The sequence below is a fragment of the Hamadaea sp. NPDC050747 genome (genome assembly GCF_040654195.1).
In the GTDB taxonomy this organism is placed as follows: domain Bacteria; phylum Actinomycetota; class Actinomycetes; order Mycobacteriales; family Micromonosporaceae; genus Hamadaea.
Genome location: NZ_JBFAHM010000002.1, coordinates 140614 through 158502, shown reverse-complemented (window position 1 = coordinate 158502; position 17889 = coordinate 140614). Strand labels below are relative to the sequence as shown.

Below are 17889 nucleotides of genomic sequence, written 5' to 3'. Positions count from 1 at the left end.
CCGGGCGCGGCGGGGCGCAAACAGCCGCCGATCAGAACGGGTTGCTGCACACCTTCCAGGCCCCGGACTCTTTGGCCATCACAATCACGGTCTGCCGGGTGCCGCCGCCGGCCTCGGTGAGGGTCGCGGTCACGGTTCCGGCGGTGACGCCGTTGGTCGTGTTCACGGAGACACCGGTGATCTTGTGGTCCTTGATCCGGCCGCGTTGTTCGACGCCCGACGCGAACTGGCTCGGGGACATCATCTGCTGCACGTCGTCGCAGAGCAGCGCGTACGCCCCGGCGTCATCGCCGTCCTCGACCTCGTCCAGGAACGCGACGGCCGCGTCCCGCGCCGGAGCGACCGCGTCGGAGACCGTGTCGACCAGCTTGTAGACGCCGAACGCGACGCCGCCGCAGCACAGCACCAGCACGATGCCCACTGTGATCAAGACGCGGGGAAGTGTGAAGAAGCCCTTCTTGGCCGGCGGCTGGGGACTGTAGGGCGCCTGCGGAACCGTCATGATCACACCCTAGACGGGCGGCGCCAGCGGCCCAGGACGAGACGCGGCTCCGAAGATCACGCGTGCACTTCCTTCCGCGGATCGATACTCACCAACCGCGCCGTGACCGACTCGGGCATCAGCAACCCGTTGGTCGTCGCACGCACCTCCGACACTGGCGGCAGCTTCAGCCGGTAGTCGCGAGCCAGCAGCCTCGTCACCACGGTCAGCTGTGCTGTCGCCAGCTGTGAGCCGGGGCAGAACCGCGGCCCGGCACCGAAGGGCAGATAGGCGTGGCGCGCGTGCGGCTGCCCCGTGTCCAACCAGCGGGCCGGGTCGAAGCGCTCGGGGTCGCGCCAGAAGCGTGGATCACGATGCAGGAGGTAGGGACACAGCAGCACCTCGACGCCGCGGTCGATTTCGTGTCCGCCGATGAGGACTCGCTCCGCCGTGGTTCGCGTAATGAGCCACTGGGGCGGATGCAAGCGCAGGGCTTCCTTGATGAATGCGCCGATGTATCGATCGTCGGCGTCCGGCTCGGCGGCAATGGCCGCGGCCATCTCGGCGTGCTCGGCCAGCCGGAGCGCTATCCAGGCTTGCGCGGCGCCCGGTACGCCATGCGAAGCGAACATGACACTTCGCAGCACCGAGACGGCCTTGCTCAGATCAGCCTCTGCCGCGACGCCTGCGGCCAGCCCGTCCACCAAGTCCCGAGGCTGCTCCGGCCGGCCCTCCGGTAGGCGTCGTCTGATCAAGTCCTCCAGGAGATCGAGCAGGTGACGGTTGGCCCGGACCGCTTCGCGGGCGTGCGGGCGGGGCCACCAGCCGACTCGGCCCTCGTGACTGAGCAGCGCCTGCAGGGCCGTGCCGAAGAGGCTGTCCGCCGCTTCGGCCAGCGTCTCCAGCCGGCTCGGATCCGCCTCCGCACCGGCACAGAAGTCGGTCAAGGCACGGCCAAGTAGTCGACGGCATGCCTGGGTCAGGTCGAACGGCGAGCTTGTCAGGTCCGTCAGCTCGTCGGTCACTCGCGCGGTGAACCGTTCCGCGTGCCGAATCGTGAGCTGGTCGGCGATGGCGCTCCAGATCTCGCGGCGTACCGCCATCCACTCAGCCACGTGTGCTTGCTGGTCCAGCCGCTCGCGGCGGCCGGCACGAAGTCCATTGTCGACGGTGTAGGCGTGATTGGTCTGGGCCAGCACCTGATGGACGAGATCAGGATGATGTACGGCGATGACATTCGAGGACAGCCGGACCACGTCGCCGAACCGGTCTCGATTCGTGGCCAGCCAGCCGAGGCGATCGCTTTGGTACGCCGTCACGTCGCCGATCAGCCACTGACCCGGTGGGCCGGGAACAGCACGCGCCAAGTGGTTCTCCCGCGGGTGAACGGTGGCGGCCGGCCGCCACCGTGAACACGAGTGACGGTCAGCGGCAGATCTTCGGGACGTACAGGTAGGCTCCGCTCGTCCGGGCTTTGCGCAGCCGACGTCCGACCGCCCGAATGTACGTGATCATAGTTGCCTCCTTCTATGGATGTGGCAGGCGATGCGGACAACCTATCTTTCACGTCGGGCGTTCACAAGATTCAAAATCTTCCATTGGCCGTCACGTGGTATCTCGCCCGTGCCCCTAGAGTCCGCTGGCGAGCCGTTCGATCGCGGCCACGGCGGATTCCGTACGGGCGGCGCGAAAGCCGGTTCCCGCCCACAGATGCAGCAGCTCGGCCTGGCCGGTCTGCGCCGCGGCCTTGCGTATCGGACTCGTCAGGTGGTGCAGCGCCGGATAGCCATGCGGGGCGAGCGGCCCGAAGCGATCGGTGAAGTCGTTGCGCAGGGCCCGTGCGGGGCGGCCGGTGAACGCGTGGGTGACGACGGTGGTGGTGAAGCGAGGGTCGGCGAGCGCCGCTCGGTGCGTAGCCGAGGTCCCGGCCTCGTCGGCGCGTAGCAGCAGCGTGCCGACCATGACGGCCTCGGCTCCAGCGCGTATCGCCTCGGCTACCTGTCCGGGGCCGGCGATGCCGCCGGCGGCGACGATCGGTACGCCGGTCACACCTCGGACGGCGGTGACCAGCCCGGGCAAGGCGACGTCGGGCACCGGACGTGCTGGGTCGAGCGTCGCCGAATGACCACCCGCGGCGGCAGCCTGCACGATCAAGCCGTCGACGCCGGCCTCCACCGCTGCGAGCGCCTCCGTCGGTGACGTGACGGTTTGGACGACGATCACCCCGGCACGCCGCAATCGAGCGACGACATCGCGGTCGGGGATGCCGAACGTGAACGATGCCACTGGCGGCGGTTCGTCGAGGAGAAGGCCGATCTTGTCGTGCCAGTGGTCGTCGTCCTCGATCGGCTCGCCCGCCGGTAACGTCACCTCCAGCCGCTCCGCGACCGGCTGCAGCGCCGCTGCGTACTGGCGATACGCCTGAAGCGCCACGGGGGTGGGATTAGGTGCGAACAGGTTCACCCCGAAGACGATCCCCGAGCCTCGCGCGGTGCGCAGCTGAGCGGCCAGCTCCTCGGGGCTTTTGTACCCGCCGGCCAGGAAGCCGAACGACCCGGCGCCGGCGGCCGCCGACACGAGTTCCGGGCTGGTAGGACCGCCTGCCATCGGGGCGGCCAGCACCGGAACGTCGACGCCGAACGGAGCGAACAACGTCCCCATCGAGCCGATGCTACGTCACACGGCTCCAGCCGAGCCTTGATATGCCGATCACCGGGCCGGCCGGGTGTCGAGCCGCTCTCAGGGGGCCGAGGCAAGTCGTCGAGGGCGCCCGGGTGAGCGCCCTCGACGTGTGATCTACCAGATGTATCCGAGGTAGAGGCTCGCGCCGGTGCTCGTGGTCGAGCAGCGCCACGCGTCGGCGTCCTGCGCCGTCGCGACGCCCGGGCCGGCGCTCTGGCAGTCGGCCGAGGACGCGTAGCTGCCGGCGAACTTCCACGTGTAGATCCCGGCGTTGGCCGACGCCGGTACCGCGACAGCTCCGGCGATGCCGACAGTGGCGACGATCAGCGCCTTCTTCACTCGCGACATCAACTCCCACCTTTCTTGATGAGGGGTGCAATCTCCGCGAAAGGCTACGCAAGATCAGTCCACTGTGGGCAGCCATCATGATCACGTATTGGTAACGGTTGACCACATACGTGTGAACGTGTGAACGCCACGCCTACGGTCTGCGGCCGGAGCCAGCAGCGTGGATGTCGAGCGTCAGCTCCTGTAACGCGAGGCGGGCATCCTCCGCCTCCGGGCGGCCGAGATCCTCCAGGATCGCCGTGGCCTCGCGCAGGGATTGGGTCGCCGCGCCGAAGTCGCCCAGCGTCCGGTAGCCCGCGCCGAGTTGCACGAGCGTCTGCGACTCGGCGAACCGGTCGCCGCTCTCGCGGTGCAGGGAAAGCGCGAGGCGGCAGCAGTCGACTGCTTGCGTCGCGTCGCCCAACTGCAGATGGATGACGCTGAGGCTGTCCAAGGTTGTGGCCTCGCCGTACCGGTCGCCCGTCTTGCGTTGCAGGGTCAAGGCCTCCTCGCAGGTCACCAGACCGGCGTCGGGTTCGCCGAGGTGCGCCTGGCACCAGCCGACCGCGTTCAACGCGGTCGCCTGGCCGGAGACGTCATCCAGGTCGCGGAAGACGGCGAGCGCCTGGAGCGCGTGGGTGTGCGCGGATGCGAGATCGCCTTGCATCTCGTGGATCTGGCCCAGCGAAAGCTGCGCGTGCGCCGCACCGGCCTGATCGCCAAGCTCGATGAACAGCGGCAGCGCCTGACTCAACTGATCACGCGCGTCCTCGAAACGACCGAGCTCGCGATATGCGCGGGCCAACCCTCGGTGGGCCCAAGCGATCTCCAGCCGGTCGCCCAGACGTTGGACGGCTTGCAACGCCATGAGCCGGTTGTCGGCTCGTTCGCCACGCCGGCCACTGCGAGCGAGGTAGCCGTCGATCGCCCACGCGAGCTGGACCGCGTACTCGTCCAGCCCGGCCTGCACCATCGCGGAGAAGATGGCTTTCAGCACCTGGTGCTCGGTCGCCAGCCAGGCGAGGGCCTGACCCGTGTCGCCGGGGTTCTCCGGGATCACGCCGACCGGCACTTCACCTGGGCCCGCGGCTCGTCCCGGCTGGTGCACTCGATGCGGGTTGAGTCGGTGACCCGCCGTCAACGCGCTGTGCAGATAGTGGGAGAACATCCGCTGGACAGCGTGCTCACGCTCGGTCGCGTCCTCGGCCTGACCTAGTTCCACCGCGTACGCGCGAATCAGGTCGTGGAATGCGTAGCGGCCGGGACTGGTCTCGTTCAGCAGGTTGAGCTGAGACAGCTCGGCCAGCAGGGCACGGGCCCGCGCCTCGGCGACTCCGGCGATGCTCACGGCCGCCGCCGTCGACACCTCGGGACCTGGATGGAGGCCGAGCAGCCGAAACATCCGTGCTGCCCCAGCGGTGAGCGTCCGGTAGGAACAGCCGAACACCGTACGCACGTCGGTCACCTGGTCGCCGCCGGCCAGCGCATCCAGGCGATGTGGTGCTTCAGCCAGTTCGGCGGCCAGTGCCGCCAGCGGGAATGTGGGCCGGGCGACCGCCCTGGCCGCCACGATGCCCAAGGCGAGCGGCAGCCGTCCGCATCGGCCGACGATGTCGTCGACGGGCTGTGGCTCGGCTGCCACCCGATCAGGGCCCAGGCGTCGGACCAGCATCCGGCGGGCTTCCTCGACGGAGAACAGGTCGAGCATCAGCGGCCGGGCCGCCTCGGCCGCGACGAGCCCGGTGAGCTCGTTGCGGCTGGTGACCACGACGCAGGACGGGCCGCCGGGAAGCAGCGGCCGAACCTGCTCGGCGTCACGCGCGTTGTCGAGCACGATCAGCATCCGCCGGTCGGCCAGCATCGATCGGTACAGCGCCACTTGAGCGTCGAGAGTGGACGGTATGCGCTGCGGCGGCACGTCGAACGCCTCGAGGAACCCGCGTAGGGCGTCGGAAGCCGTCATGGCCTGCCCCAGCGGATGGAATCCGCGCAGGTTGACGAACAACTGGCCGTCGGGGAAGCGGTCGGCGGCCCGATGCGCCCAGTGCACGGCCAGGGTGGTCTTGCCGATCCCGGCCATCCCGGCGATGACGATGATCGCCGGGACGCTGGTGCCGGGGGCCTGGTCGAGCTCGGCGAGTTCGGGCGCCCGGCCGATGAAGGCCGCGACCTCGGCGGGGAGTTGGCGCGGCACCGTGAACGTCGACGCTGACGGATGCTGCGACGAGCCACCGCTGGCGGCGCCTGTCCCGAGGGAAGCGGCCAGGATCTTTTCGTGCAATCCACGCACCGCATGGCCGGGTTCGATGCCGAGTTCATCGGCGAACAGCCGATAGAGCCGTTGATAGGCGGCCAAAGCATCGGCCTGACGATCGCAGCGATACAGCGCCGTCATGAGATGGCCCCACAGGCGTTCCCGCAGGGGATACCGCACGGTCAGCTCTTGCAACTCCGCGACGAGCTCCGCGGCCGCGCCCAGGTCGAGGTCGAGCTCGATGCGCCGTTCGAGGGCGGCTAGGTACCGTTCGGTCAGCCGTGTGGACTCCGCTCCCGCCAGCCAGGACGACTCCATCCCGTCGAACGGGACGCCACGCCACAGGGCCAATGCCTGAATTAACTCCGCCCGCTCCGCTGGGGGATCGCCGGCCTCCGTCGCAGCGCGCAGCAGGCGCTCGAACGCGATGACGTCCACCTGTCGCGGGTCGACGACCAACCGATAGCCGACCGGAGATGTGGCGATGAACCGCGGTCCCAGCAGACTGCGTAACCGGGTCACGTAGGTTTGCGCCGCGCGCCGGACGTGGGCGGGCGGGTTCTCACCCCACACGATGCGGGCCAGCCGATCGACGGACACCACGTCATCGGCCGACAACGCCAACGCCACGAGCAGCGTACGCAGCCGAGCAGCGGTGATCACGACCGGCTGACCGTCCACGGACACCGACAACGGTCCCAGGACCTTGATGGTCAGACTCATATCCCGACACCGGTGTTCATCGCGCCTCCCGTGGCCGGCCGCATCTGCCGACATTCTTCACGATCCAGTGGATCTGGAATCTCCTTTTTGGGGTGTGCCGTCGGCTGTCGAGGGTACCGGTGAAGGGCACCCCGGCAGAGCGCTGAAGCAGACGTGAAGCCGTTATGAATGCGGCTTGCCCAACAATCCGGTCATGCATCGGATTCCGAAGTTCAGACGCTGCGTGGGTGCGGTCGCCACGGTCACCGTGATCAGTCTGGCGGGCATCGGCGATGTCGGACCGGCGATGGCCGAGCCGCCCGGCGACCTGAGCGTCCAGGTGACGCAACCGGCGGGATCCGGTTCGGAGCGATCGGCGGCTCAATCCCGTGCCGCCACGTCGGGGCAGCGGGTCGAGATAGCCGGCGAACGCTCGGAATCCGGTCAGGTGTTCGCCAACCCGGACGGCACCTTCACCGCCGAGATGTCGATCATGCCGGTGCGCGTGCGCCAAGGCGCCGACTGGGTCCCGGTCGACACCACGTTGGCGGCCCGCCCGGACGGCACGGTCGCGCCGAAGGCGACGTCGTTGACCATCGCGTTCTCCGGTGGTGGATCGGCGCCGCTGGTACGGCTCGGTACGGGCGGCAAGGAGTTCGCCTTGAGCTGGCCCGGACGGTTGCCCGCGCCCCGGCTGGACGGCAACACCGCCGTCTACCCGGAAGTGTTCGCCGGTGTGGATCTGCGGATGCAGGCGACCGCGCAGGGATTCACCCAGGTACTGGTCGTGAAAACCAGGCGGGCGGCCGCCAATCCCGCGCTGGCGACACTGCGCCTGGCACTGTCGGCCACTGGTCTGACGATGACCGCCGACGAGGCCGGCAATCTCAAGGCGACGGACAGCTCGGGTGCCGTGGTGTTCCGCGCGCCGACGGCGATGATGTGGGACTCCACACCTCGCCGCGCCGCCGTGACCGAGGAAATGCCCGGCCCGGATCACCCAGGCGCCCGGCGGGCGTCCAGCCGGGTGACTGTCGTCGACGGCCGTCTGGAGCTCAGACCGGATCAGAAGCTGCTGACCGATCCGGCAACGACGTATCCGGTCTTCATCGACCCCAGCTTCTCCGGCGGCGCGGCGGGATGGACATTGGTCCTGGAAGGCGTCACGCAGCCGAAGTGGAACGGCGCCAACGACACCACCCCCATCCTCGGGAAGTCCGGCTACTCGGACTGGGAGTCGCCGGCGGTGAAGTACCGGACCTACTTCCAGTTCAACACGGCGCAAGCGTTGGGCACGGTGTTGAAGTCCGCGCAGTTCCGGGTTGAGGAGGTGTACGCGCCCTCGTGCAGCGACCGGCCCGTTTCCGCGTACGGGACGGCGCCGATCGACCAGAACACGAACTGGGCCAATCAGCCGTCGCAGCAGTGGGCGGTCTGGATCGGCGCGAAGAACGAGGCCTTGGGCTACTCCTCGGCATGCCCGGCCGCGTTCCTGGAGTGGAACGCAACGGGAGCGGTGGCGGAGTCGATGCGGCGGGGCCTTGGGACGACGACGATCATGCTCCGGGCCGACGATGAGGGCGATTCCTACGCTTGGAAGAAGTGGCTGGTCAATGCGGACAGTCCGAAGCTGACCGTGGTGTACAACCGGCTGCCGGACCGCCCGTACAGTGTCACGGCCGAGTACAAGCCATGTGCCGCCACCACGAACACGACCTACCTGAACCCGCTCAACCCGAGCGACCAGCCGGCCGGGCCGACGCTGCGGGCGCAGATCAAGGATCCGGACGCAGACCAGGTCCGGGCCCGGTTCCAGTGGTCGCTGGCGGCGGACGGCAGCCGGGCGGGCAGTGCCGACTCGGCCCCAGCCGCGTCCGGCAGCTTCTTCGGGGCGCAGATTCCCAGTGGGACCTTCAACGACGGCGAGACGTTCAAATATCGAGTAGCCGGCCTTGACCCCACTGACATCGGTCCTTGGACGGCCTACTGCTACGCGACGATCGACCGCACCCGGCCGCCTGCACCGGCCGCGGTGCGATCGGGGACGTACCCGGAGAACAACATCGGCGGCGCAGCCGGGTACGCGGGTGGATTCACCTTCAGCGCGCCGGTGGGCTCCGACGTGGCTGGTTTCCGCTTCGGGCTCAACGACCAGCCGACGCAGTTCGTGCCGGCGAACCAGGTCGGGGGCACGGCCAGCGCGTTGGTGACACCGCTGGAGAACGGCCCGCAGACGCTGTACGTCTACAGCGTCGACCGGGCGAACAACCTGAGCGGCACCAGGTACGAGTACCACTTCGTCGCCGGTCGCGGCACTCCGCCGAAGGCCCACTGGGCGCTGGACGGGCTGGACGAGACACAGGTGACCGACATGCGACCGCAACGGCACGACGGCACCATCGCCTACGGCCCAGCGCGATGGGTGACCGGCCGGCAGGGGGACGCCTTGCACCTCGAAGGCGGGAGCGCGGCGTACGTCAACACCGGGGGAGGCCAGGTCGTCCGGACCGATACGAGCTTCTCGGTCGCCGCCTGGGTACGCATAGATCAGGACAACACCGCCAAGCCCGTCGTCATCAGCCAGGACGGCGGTCAAGCCAGCGCCTTCACCCTGCAGTACGCGGGCGACGTGAAGAAGTGGGCGTTCACGATGGCGCAGTCCGACGCGGCCAATGTGCTCTTCGACCGGGTGCTCTCCGACGCCGCGGCCAAGATCGGCGTGTGGACGCATCTCGTCGCCACCTACGACCCCTCCGATGGACAGATGAGGCTGTATGTCAACGGCGTGCTGCAGGCCGGTGTCGGTAAGCACATCAACCGGTGGAACTACGCCACGGGCACCGTCCAGATAGGGCGCAGCAAGTACAACGGCGCGTACACCGGCTACTGGAAGGGCTCCATCGACGACGCGCAGCTCTACGACCGGATCATCACCGCGCTGGAAGTGCACGACCTGGTATCCGCGCCCACCGAGGAGCAGTTCCTGCCGCTGGACGAAGGTGCTGGCAGCACTGCCGTCGACATCTCCGGCAACCTTCGCAGCGTCCAGTTGGGGACCGGCGCGAGCTGGACATCCGGGGCGGATGTCATCGGCAGGGGAACCGCGGTCGGGCTGAACGGCACCTCCAACGGCGTCGCGACCGCCGGCCGGCCGGCCGTGCGTACCGATCAGAGCTTCATGGTCAGCGCCCAGGTGAAGCTGGACGCCGCAGCCGCCACCGGGACGGGCACGGTGACCGCGCTCAGCCAGGACGGACCGTTGTCGTCCGGGTTCACCTTGGGCTACAACCGCGCGACCCAAGGCTGGACGTTCGGGCTGTCGACCGCAGACGCGGCCAGCCCGACCAGGATCTCGGTGGACTCCTCGGCGGTGGGCCGCCTGGCTACGCCTGGAGTGTGGACGCACCTGATCGGCGTCTACGACGCGGCCGACGGCGAGGTGACGCTCTACGTCGACGGTGAACCGGCCGGCATCGCGAACGGGCGCAGCACAGCCAACGTGGCCGGCGGGATGGTGCTCGGCCGGGCGAAGCTCAACGGCCAGGCCGCCGGATTCTGGACCGGCGCGATCGACGACGTGCACCTGTGGAGCGGGGCGGACCCGAACGAAGCGCTGTCGACCTGGTACCTGCCCGTGACCCGGCGGCCCTCGGCCTACGACGGCCAGCTGAACCGGTTCCTCACCATCGACCAGACCAGCAGCGACCACATCTCGGTGCCCGGCCGCGCTGCGGCTGCCTATCACTTCGAGGCGTCGCTGGGGGCCTTCGCGCCGGCCGACGAGCCGAACACCAGGATGATGTACCGCTGCCGGCTGGGCGTCGACGAGTTCACCTCCCCGTCGGCGGACTGTGAGGGCCAGGAGGTCCTGGGCCCGCTCGGCCTGCTGTACAACGACCCGCCGCCCGCCGATCAGCAGGTGTTCCCGGTGTACCGGTGCAAGGTCGCCTACACCACGTACACCGACCATTTCGACTCCGGCGATCCGAACTGCGAAGGCAAGACGAACGAGGGCCTGCTCGGCTACACGCTGGCGTACCGGAACCTGGTGCGCTACAACAGCCCGGCCTATCCGTACGACCACACCAGCAGCACGACACGGGTGGGTCCGGACTACCGTCCGGAGTTCTCGCTCGGGCGGCTGGCCATGCAAGGCGGGACCAACCGGACCGCCCTGTGGGCGTGTCTCGCGGGTGACGACTCGTTCGTCTCCACGGACGCGGCGTGCGAAGGCCAGACCGCTGTGCGCCGACTCGGGTTCATCTGGACCGCGCCGCCGCCGGATCTGTCCAGCCGCGAGCTGCTGCGCTGCCGGGCCAGCTGGGGCGACCTGTTCGACTCCACCAACCCCGGCTGCGAGGGCCAGACGTTCGTCAAGTCCCTCGGCTACGTCGTCACCGGCCTGTGAGCCACATCCAGGAACACCGGAAAGGGTCTGCCCCATGCGTATGAAGTCGATGCTCGCCGCTGCGCTCACCGTGGTTCTGTCGGCCTCGCTGGTCGGATTCACCGGCCAGCCGGACGCGGCGCAGGCAGCGGTCACACCGACCGAACAGCCGATCATGCCGGCCGTGCCGGGCAAGAACGTGCCGGTGAAGCCGCCGGCATCGGATCCCGCGTCGGCGGCTGCCAAGGCGCCTATGCCGGCGGCGGCGTGGCCGGACGCCGCCGCCGTGACCGCCACCGCAAGCGGCGGCAGATCGATACAGGTCCGGATGCTGGACCGGGCCGCGGCCCGCGAAGCCGGCGTGACCGGCGCAGTGCTCCAGCTGGACGGCATGACCCGCGTACCGGCCGGGGAGAAAGTGAACCTGACGGTCGACTACTCGCGGCTGCGCAACCTGTACGGCGGTGACTGGGCGAATCGTCTTCGGCTGGTCGACGTCGAGAAGAAGACCGCGCTGCCAACTACCAACGACGCCAAGCGGGGCCGCGTATCCGCCACAGTCGAGGCGGGCTCGGCGGGTTCGACGTTCGCGCTCACGGCGGACAGCGGCGGTTCGACCGGGACCTTCGCCGCGACATCGCTGTCCCCGGCGGGTAAATGGTCGGTCAGCACCCAGAGTGGCGCGTTCACCTGGTCCTACAACCTGCGGATGCCGCCGGTGCCGGGCGGCCTGATCCCGGAGCTCGGCCTGTCGTACTCCTCCGCCGCGGTGGACGGCCGGACGTCGTCGACGAACAACCAGCCGTCCTGGATCGGCGAAGGCTGGAACATGTGGCCGGGCTACATCGAGCGGTCGTACCGAAGCTGTTCGGACACGGAAGGCAAACCCAAGGTCTACGACCTGTGCTGGATCACCGAGAACGCGGTGCTGTCGCTGAACGGTCAGACCACGGAGCTGGTGCGGGAGAGCGCGACGTCCAACCGGTGGCGGCCGAAGGATGACGACGGAACCCGGGTGCAGCAGCTGTTCGACACGGCCGCCAACGACGACGTGCGGGGCGAGTACTGGGTGGTGACCACGACCAACGGCCACCAGTACCGCTTCGGCAGCCGCAAAGCCGCGGAGTCGACCTGGACGGTGCCGGTGTTCGGGGACAGCCCCGGCACCGGGTGCGGTGGGACCTTCGCGACCTCGGACTGCGTGCACGCCTGGCGATGGAACCTGGACTACGTCGTCGACCCGCACGCGAACACCATCGGCTACCAGTACCGGGCCGAAACCAACAAGTACGCGCGGAATATGACCGACAGCTCGGTGGCAACCTACACCCGCGGCGGCTACCTCGAGCGCATCGACTACGGCGGCCGAGTGGGCGAGCAGGCGGCCGCGCAGGTGGCGTTCACGGTCGCGGACCGGTGCGTACCGGGCCAGAACTGCAGCCAGCACAACGGCACCGCGTGGCCGGACGTACCGTGGGACCAGGACTGCGCCGCGACGACATGCCCGGGCAAGTACTCGCCCACCTTCTGGTCGACCAAGCGCCTGGCGTCGATCACCACCCGGATTCGGTCAGGGACGGCCTACGCCGACGTGGACCGCTGGACGCTGGACCAGATCTTTCCTGACCCCGGCGACGGGACCAGCGCCGGTCTGTGGCTACGCGGAATCACACCTACCGGACTCGTGGGCGGCAGCCTGACGCAGCCGCCGGTGACGTTCGTCGGTACGAAGCGCGAGAACCGAGTCGACTCCTACACCGACGGCCCACCGCAGATGTTCAAGTTCCGCGTCGAGACCGTCCATAACGGAACCGGCGGCGACATCAACGTCGTGTACGCCCCTACCAACTGTGTCGCCGGAGCGCTGCCCACCCCGTCGACCAACACACAGCGGTGCTTCCCCGCACGGTGGACCTTCGAGCCGGAGCCGCAGCCGCGCGACGACTGGTTCCACCGTTACGTGGTCCAGCAGATCACGCTCGTCGACCGAGTGGCCGGGGGGACGACGGAAGTCTTCAGCTACGAATATCTGGGCGGCGCTGCCTGGCGTTACGACGACAACCCGGTGACCGCCGAGAAGTACCGCACCTGGTCCACGTGGCGCGGGTACGAGAAGGTCAAGGTGCGCCACGGGGACTCGGGGCGGGAGCCGGACCAGAAGGTATCGCTGACTCAGTTTCAGTACTTCCGGGGCATGAACGGAGACCGGGCGACGCCGACCGGAGGAACCAAGACCGTCACCGTCACCGACTCCACCAACACGAGCCTGACCGACGCCGATCCGCTGGCCGGGACGCTGCGTGAGCAGATCACCTACAACGGCGACGGTGGAGCGGAGCTGTCGGGCACGATCAACGATCCGTGGATCAGCGCGCCGACCGCGTCCCAGGGAATCCTGCAGGCGTTCCAGGTGGAGACGGTACGCACGGTGACCCGGACTGCGCTGGCCGCGGGCGGCTTCCGGAAGACGCAGGTAGACACCACATTCGACCGTGAAGGCAACCCGATCACGGTCAATGACCTCGGCGACGTCGCCACGACCTCCGACGACCGGTGCACCCGCACCGAGTACGCGCGCAACGAGACCACCTGGCTGCTGACCCTGCCCAGCCGGGTGTCCACCGTCGGAGTCGCCTGCGGCGCGACCCCGGCGTACCCGGCGGATGCGATCTCCGACGTACGCACCTTCTACGACAACTTGACCGTCTGGGACGCGGCCCCCACCGTCGGCGACGCGACCAAGGTGGAGGACGCCGACTCGTACCAGGGAAACGTGGCGACTTACCTCACCACCGCGAGGATGACCTACGACGCGTACGGCCGAGTCTTGGACGCCACCGACGCGTTGTCGCGTACCACCGCGACGCGGTACCAGCCGGCGCAGGGCCCGACGACCGGAAAGACGGTCACCAATGCGCTGAACCAAGCCGAGTCGACGACGCTGGACCCCGGGCGGGGGCTGCCTGTCGCGATGGTGGCGACGACCGGGGCGCGTACGGATCTCACCTACGACCCGTTGGGGCAGCTGACCCAGGTCTGGCTCCCTGGACGGCCGAAGGCGAGCTTCGCCGGCCAGCCCAGCTTCCGATACGCGTACAGAACGCAGGAAGCCGCTCCTAGCTGGATCCGGACCGACCGAATCACCGCCAAGGACACCTATGTCAGCAGCTTCGCCGTGTACGACGGGTTCCTTCGGCAGCGGCAGGTTCAGGCGCCGAGCCCGGAAGGCGGGCGGATCGTCACCGACACGCTCACGGACTCGCGCGGTTTGGCGTACCTGAGCCGTGGTCCGTACCGCCAGGACCTGGCACCGGACGGCACCCTGATCGAGCCCGACATCAACCTGGTGCCGAGCATGAACCTGACCCGGTTCGACGGCGCCGAGCGGCCCACCGACCAGATCTTCCTCAAGTACAACGCCGAGCCGACGGACGGCCGATGGCGCACCTCGACCACCTACGGTGGCGACCGGGTGTCCGTGAACCCACCCACCGGCGGGACGGCGACGACGGCGCTCGTCGACGCGCGCGGGCGGACCACCGAACTCTGGCAGTACCGCGGCTCGAGTCCGTCCGGCGATCACGACGTCACCCGGTACCAGTACACCAAAGCCGGCGCTCTGGCACAGGTGACCGACCCGGCCGGCAACATCTGGCGCTACCAGTACGACGTGCGCGGCCGGAAGACGCTCGCCACAGATCCCGACGCGGGTCAGACCACGGCGGTCTACGACGCGGCCGGCCAAGTGCTGACCACCACCGACGCGCGAAACCAGCAGATCAGCTACGACTACGACGTCCTGGGCCGCCGTACCGCCACCAGGCTGGGCTCCACTGTGCTGGCCAGGTGGACCTACGACACGCTGAAGCCCGGGCTGCTGACCTCGTCCACCCGCTACCAGGCCGGGGGTGAGTACACCACCGCCGTGACCGGATACGACGACGCCGACCGGTCGACCGGCATTCGGGTGACCTTCCCCGGCACCGAGATCGGGGTGGTCGGAACAGCCTCGTTCACCACCACCCAGACCTACAAGGCCGATGGCAGCCCGAGCATCGTACGGCTGCCGGAGATCAGCAGCGACGTGCCCGCCGAGACGCTGACCTTCAGCTACGACGATCTGGGCTTGCCGTACGGGCTGAAGGGCAACACGGCCACGGGTAGCACGACGTACGTCAACCGGGCCACCTACACCGCGCTGGGCGAGCCGAAGCTGATCGAGCTCGGCAACCCCGACAACGGCCCGCTGGTGTGGGAGCAGTGGACCTATGAGGACGCGACCCGCCGGCTGGCCACGATCCTCACCGAACGAGAACAGGTCGACAACCTCCGGGTCGACCAGGTCTCCTACGGCTACGACCCGGCCGGGAACGTCAAGTCGATCAAGGACGAGCTGCCCGGCGTGGCAGTTGACAACCAGTGTTTCCGTTACGACTACCTGCGGCGTACCACCGACGCCTGGACGCAGACCGATGCCTGTGCCACCTCGCCGATCGCCACCGTGATCGGCGGGCCGGCGGCGTACTGGCAGACCTACGGCTACGACGTCACCGGTAACCGTACGAGCCTCACCGTGCACGGCCTCGACGGAATCGCGGACAAGGTCAGCACATACGCGTACCCGGCGGTCGGGCAGGCGCGGCCCCATGCGGTCAGCACTGTGGCAACGCCCGGCAGCACGACAGCCACCTACGGATACGACGCCGCCGGGCATACCACCAGCCGGCCCGGCGCGGCCGGCCAGCAGACCCTCACCTGGGACGCCGAGGGCAAGCTCGCCTCGATCGACTCCGCGGCCGGCACCGTCGGCTATCGCTACGACGCGGACGGCAACCAGCTCCTCCGCCCCGATCCCGCCACCGTCACCGTGTTCCTCGGCGACAGCGAACTGGTCTTCACCGTGGGAACCCGAACTCGCAGCGGAACCCGCTACTACGGGTTCGGCGGACGGACCATCGCCTCACGTGGCCAAGGCGCGGTCCAGTGGCTGGTAGGCGACCATCACGGGACCAGCCAGCTCACCGTCAACCCGACCACCTTGCAGGCCACACCTCGCCGGTTCGACCCCTTCGGCAACCCGCGCGGCGCGTCGACGACGTGGCCCGGCGGCACTCGTGGATTCGTCGGCGGGACCGGCAACGACGCCACCGGGCTGACCCGGCTCGGCGCCCGCGAGTACGACCCGTCGATCGGCAGGTTCGTCTCCGTCGACCCGATCATGGATTCCAGCGATCCCCAGCAGATGAACGGCTACGCGTACGCCAACAACAGCCCGGCCTCGGCCTCGGATCCCGACGGGCTGCGCCACGACGTCGACCTCGGCGGTCAGATCAGCGTGCCGGGGGCGGCCGCAGCCAAGGTGTTGGGCGCGGCCCGCTACAACAACATCCTGCGGCGGGCTCAGAACAAGGCCGCCACCATCGCCAAACGCGAGTTCTTGATCAAGCTGAGCCTGCCGGTGACCGTCGGCGGGAAGAAGGTCCCGAAGCATGTCATCGACATGCTGCGCAATCCCGCCTCCGGCTACCAATACCACGGCAGCGACGCGTTCACCTACGCCGACGCATACGAGTTCGCCGCCCAAGGCGAACAGCAATACGACTTCGTCTGCCAAGCACTGGGCGGTTCGGTCGGCGCGTGCCACACGCCGGACTGGCTTGAAAAGCACATGGGGGACATCTTCGATGTTCTCACCTCGGCGATTCAGCTCGGCCTGGCACTCAAGACGCTGAAGATGGTGCTGTCGCTGGCCAGACACGCCTCCGAACCCTACGAGCACTCCGGCGGGCCAACGGTCGCCGACCCGGCCTACCCGGGGCTTGCGAGGACCGGCTGCCGCAGTTTCTCCTCAGACACCCTGGTGTTGATGGCCGACGGCACGACCAAGCCGATCGAGGACGTACGCGTCGGCGACCAGGTGCTCGCCGCCGATCCGCGAACCGCGGGCTCGTCCGCCGGGACGGTCATCGCGACATGGGTGCACGGAGACGAGCTCGTCGACCTCCAGATCGACCGGCTCGACGGATCGGGCAGAGCCACCGTCACGACTACTGATGACCATCTCTTCTGGAACGAGACCGACCGGCAATGGGAGCCGGCCAGCGCGATCGACCCCGGCGACCGGCTTCGGACGGCCGACGGCCGGCTCGCCCGTGCGATCGGCCTGATCGAGGCCACCCGGCACACGGCCGATGCCTACAACCTGACCATCGCTGGACTGCACACCTACTACGTCCTCGCCGGCTCCACACCGGTCTTGGTCCACAACGACGGCGAAGATGGTCGCAGCGTCGACCGCACTTTCGTCAGCGACCAAGACGAGCTGCTCAGGGTTGCGATGAACGCTGCCGGCGGTGACCTCGACAACTTGACGGAATTCAAGCCGGGATGGTGGCAGGGAACCCGGCCAGATGGAACAGTCGTCAAGATTGAATGGGAGACCAGGGGGCACTCGACCACGAATGAGGGCCCGCATGTGACGGTCCGGGAACTGAAGAACCCGGCACTCGGCCCGAAAGGTGGTTGGAAAGTGACGCAGAAAGCGTTCATCACCGGCCAGGAAACGTGGGGCGGCGGTTGCCGATGATCGTACGACACCCTAATTGGACTTTCGCGGAAGAGCTTCTTAGCCAGGTCGCCTCGGGGTCACGCGGTTTCGATGTCGATGAGATCGGCGGCCTGACGACCGATTCATGGGTTCCGTTCCCCATCGACGACCGCGACCCGGCGATCGTCAGTGAGGAGCTGGTGGAGTATTGCGTACCCCGTGTTGCCGGGATGCTCGTCGTCGTGACCTTCTTGAGTTTTCGCGCCGAGGTGGGACCGTTCTTCGTCGATGCGCGACACCTCGGCGAGTTCTCGACGACCTACCCTGAGACATATGACGACGCTTTGGTGGCGGGGGACACCTTCGTCCTGTCGCCAACCTCGGGCAGGCTAGTCGTGGTTCATCACGACGGCCTCATCGCCACCGTGCAGGGGAGGCCATCCGATGCCCTCGGGCATGCGCCTGGTCGGCCGGTCTGATGCAGTCCGGCCGACGCCGGAACTTCTCGG

8 protein-coding genes are annotated in these 17889 nt (G+C 68.3%); 3 read left to right on the top strand and 5 right to left on the bottom strand.

All coding sequences use genetic code 11. The features are described 5' to 3' along the window. Positions 1-31: 31 nt before the first annotated feature. From AB0H43_RS04020 to AB0H43_RS04000, 5 genes are all read right to left on the bottom strand, one after another. Positions 32-502, bottom strand: coding sequence for a hypothetical protein (locus AB0H43_RS04020; protein WP_359996139.1), 471 nt, complete (start codon positions 500-502; stop codon positions 32-34). 56 nt (positions 503-558) lie between these two features. Beyond that, entirely contained in the window at positions 559-1848 is a 1290-nt protein-coding gene (locus tag AB0H43_RS04015) for a cytochrome P450 (protein WP_359996136.1), read from the bottom strand. A 262-nt stretch (positions 1849-2110) separates the two neighbouring features. Next, positions 2111-3142: a nitronate monooxygenase gene (locus tag AB0H43_RS04010; RefSeq protein ID WP_359996133.1), complete on the bottom strand. Its 1032-nt coding sequence runs from the start codon at positions 3140-3142 to the stop codon at positions 2111-2113. 135 nt (positions 3143-3277) lie between these two features. Beyond that, positions 3278-3511, bottom strand: coding sequence for a hypothetical protein (locus AB0H43_RS04005; RefSeq protein WP_359996130.1), 234 nt, complete (start codon positions 3509-3511; stop codon positions 3278-3280). Between the two features lie 133 nt (positions 3512-3644). After that, positions 3645-6467, bottom strand: coding sequence for a BTAD domain-containing putative transcriptional regulator (locus AB0H43_RS04000; RefSeq protein WP_359996127.1), 2823 nt, complete (start codon positions 6465-6467; stop codon positions 3645-3647). A 193-nt stretch (positions 6468-6660) separates the two neighbouring features. Here AB0H43_RS04000 and AB0H43_RS03995 point away from each other — a divergent pair, with 193 nt between their 5' ends. Genes AB0H43_RS03995 through AB0H43_RS03985 form a run of 3 tightly spaced genes read left to right on the top strand, consistent with a single transcriptional unit; the run spans position 6661 to position 17859 of the window. Then, the gene (locus tag AB0H43_RS03995) at positions 6661-10854 is read left to right on the top strand and encodes a LamG domain-containing protein (RefSeq protein ID WP_359996124.1); all 4194 of its coding nucleotides are present in this window, start codon (positions 6661-6663) and stop codon (positions 10852-10854) included. A gap of 34 nt (positions 10855-10888) precedes the next feature. Then, positions 10889-17419, top strand: a complete 6531-nt coding sequence (locus tag AB0H43_RS03990; protein WP_359996121.1) for an RHS repeat-associated core domain-containing protein — start codon at positions 10889-10891, stop codon at positions 17417-17419. Beyond that, the gene (locus AB0H43_RS03985; protein WP_359996119.1) at positions 17416-17859 is read left to right on the top strand and encodes a hypothetical protein; all 444 of its coding nucleotides are present in this window, start codon (positions 17416-17418) and stop codon (positions 17857-17859) included. The genes AB0H43_RS03990 and AB0H43_RS03985 overlap by 4 nt, the downstream gene beginning before the upstream one ends. The last annotated feature ends 30 nt before the right edge of the window (positions 17860-17889 follow it).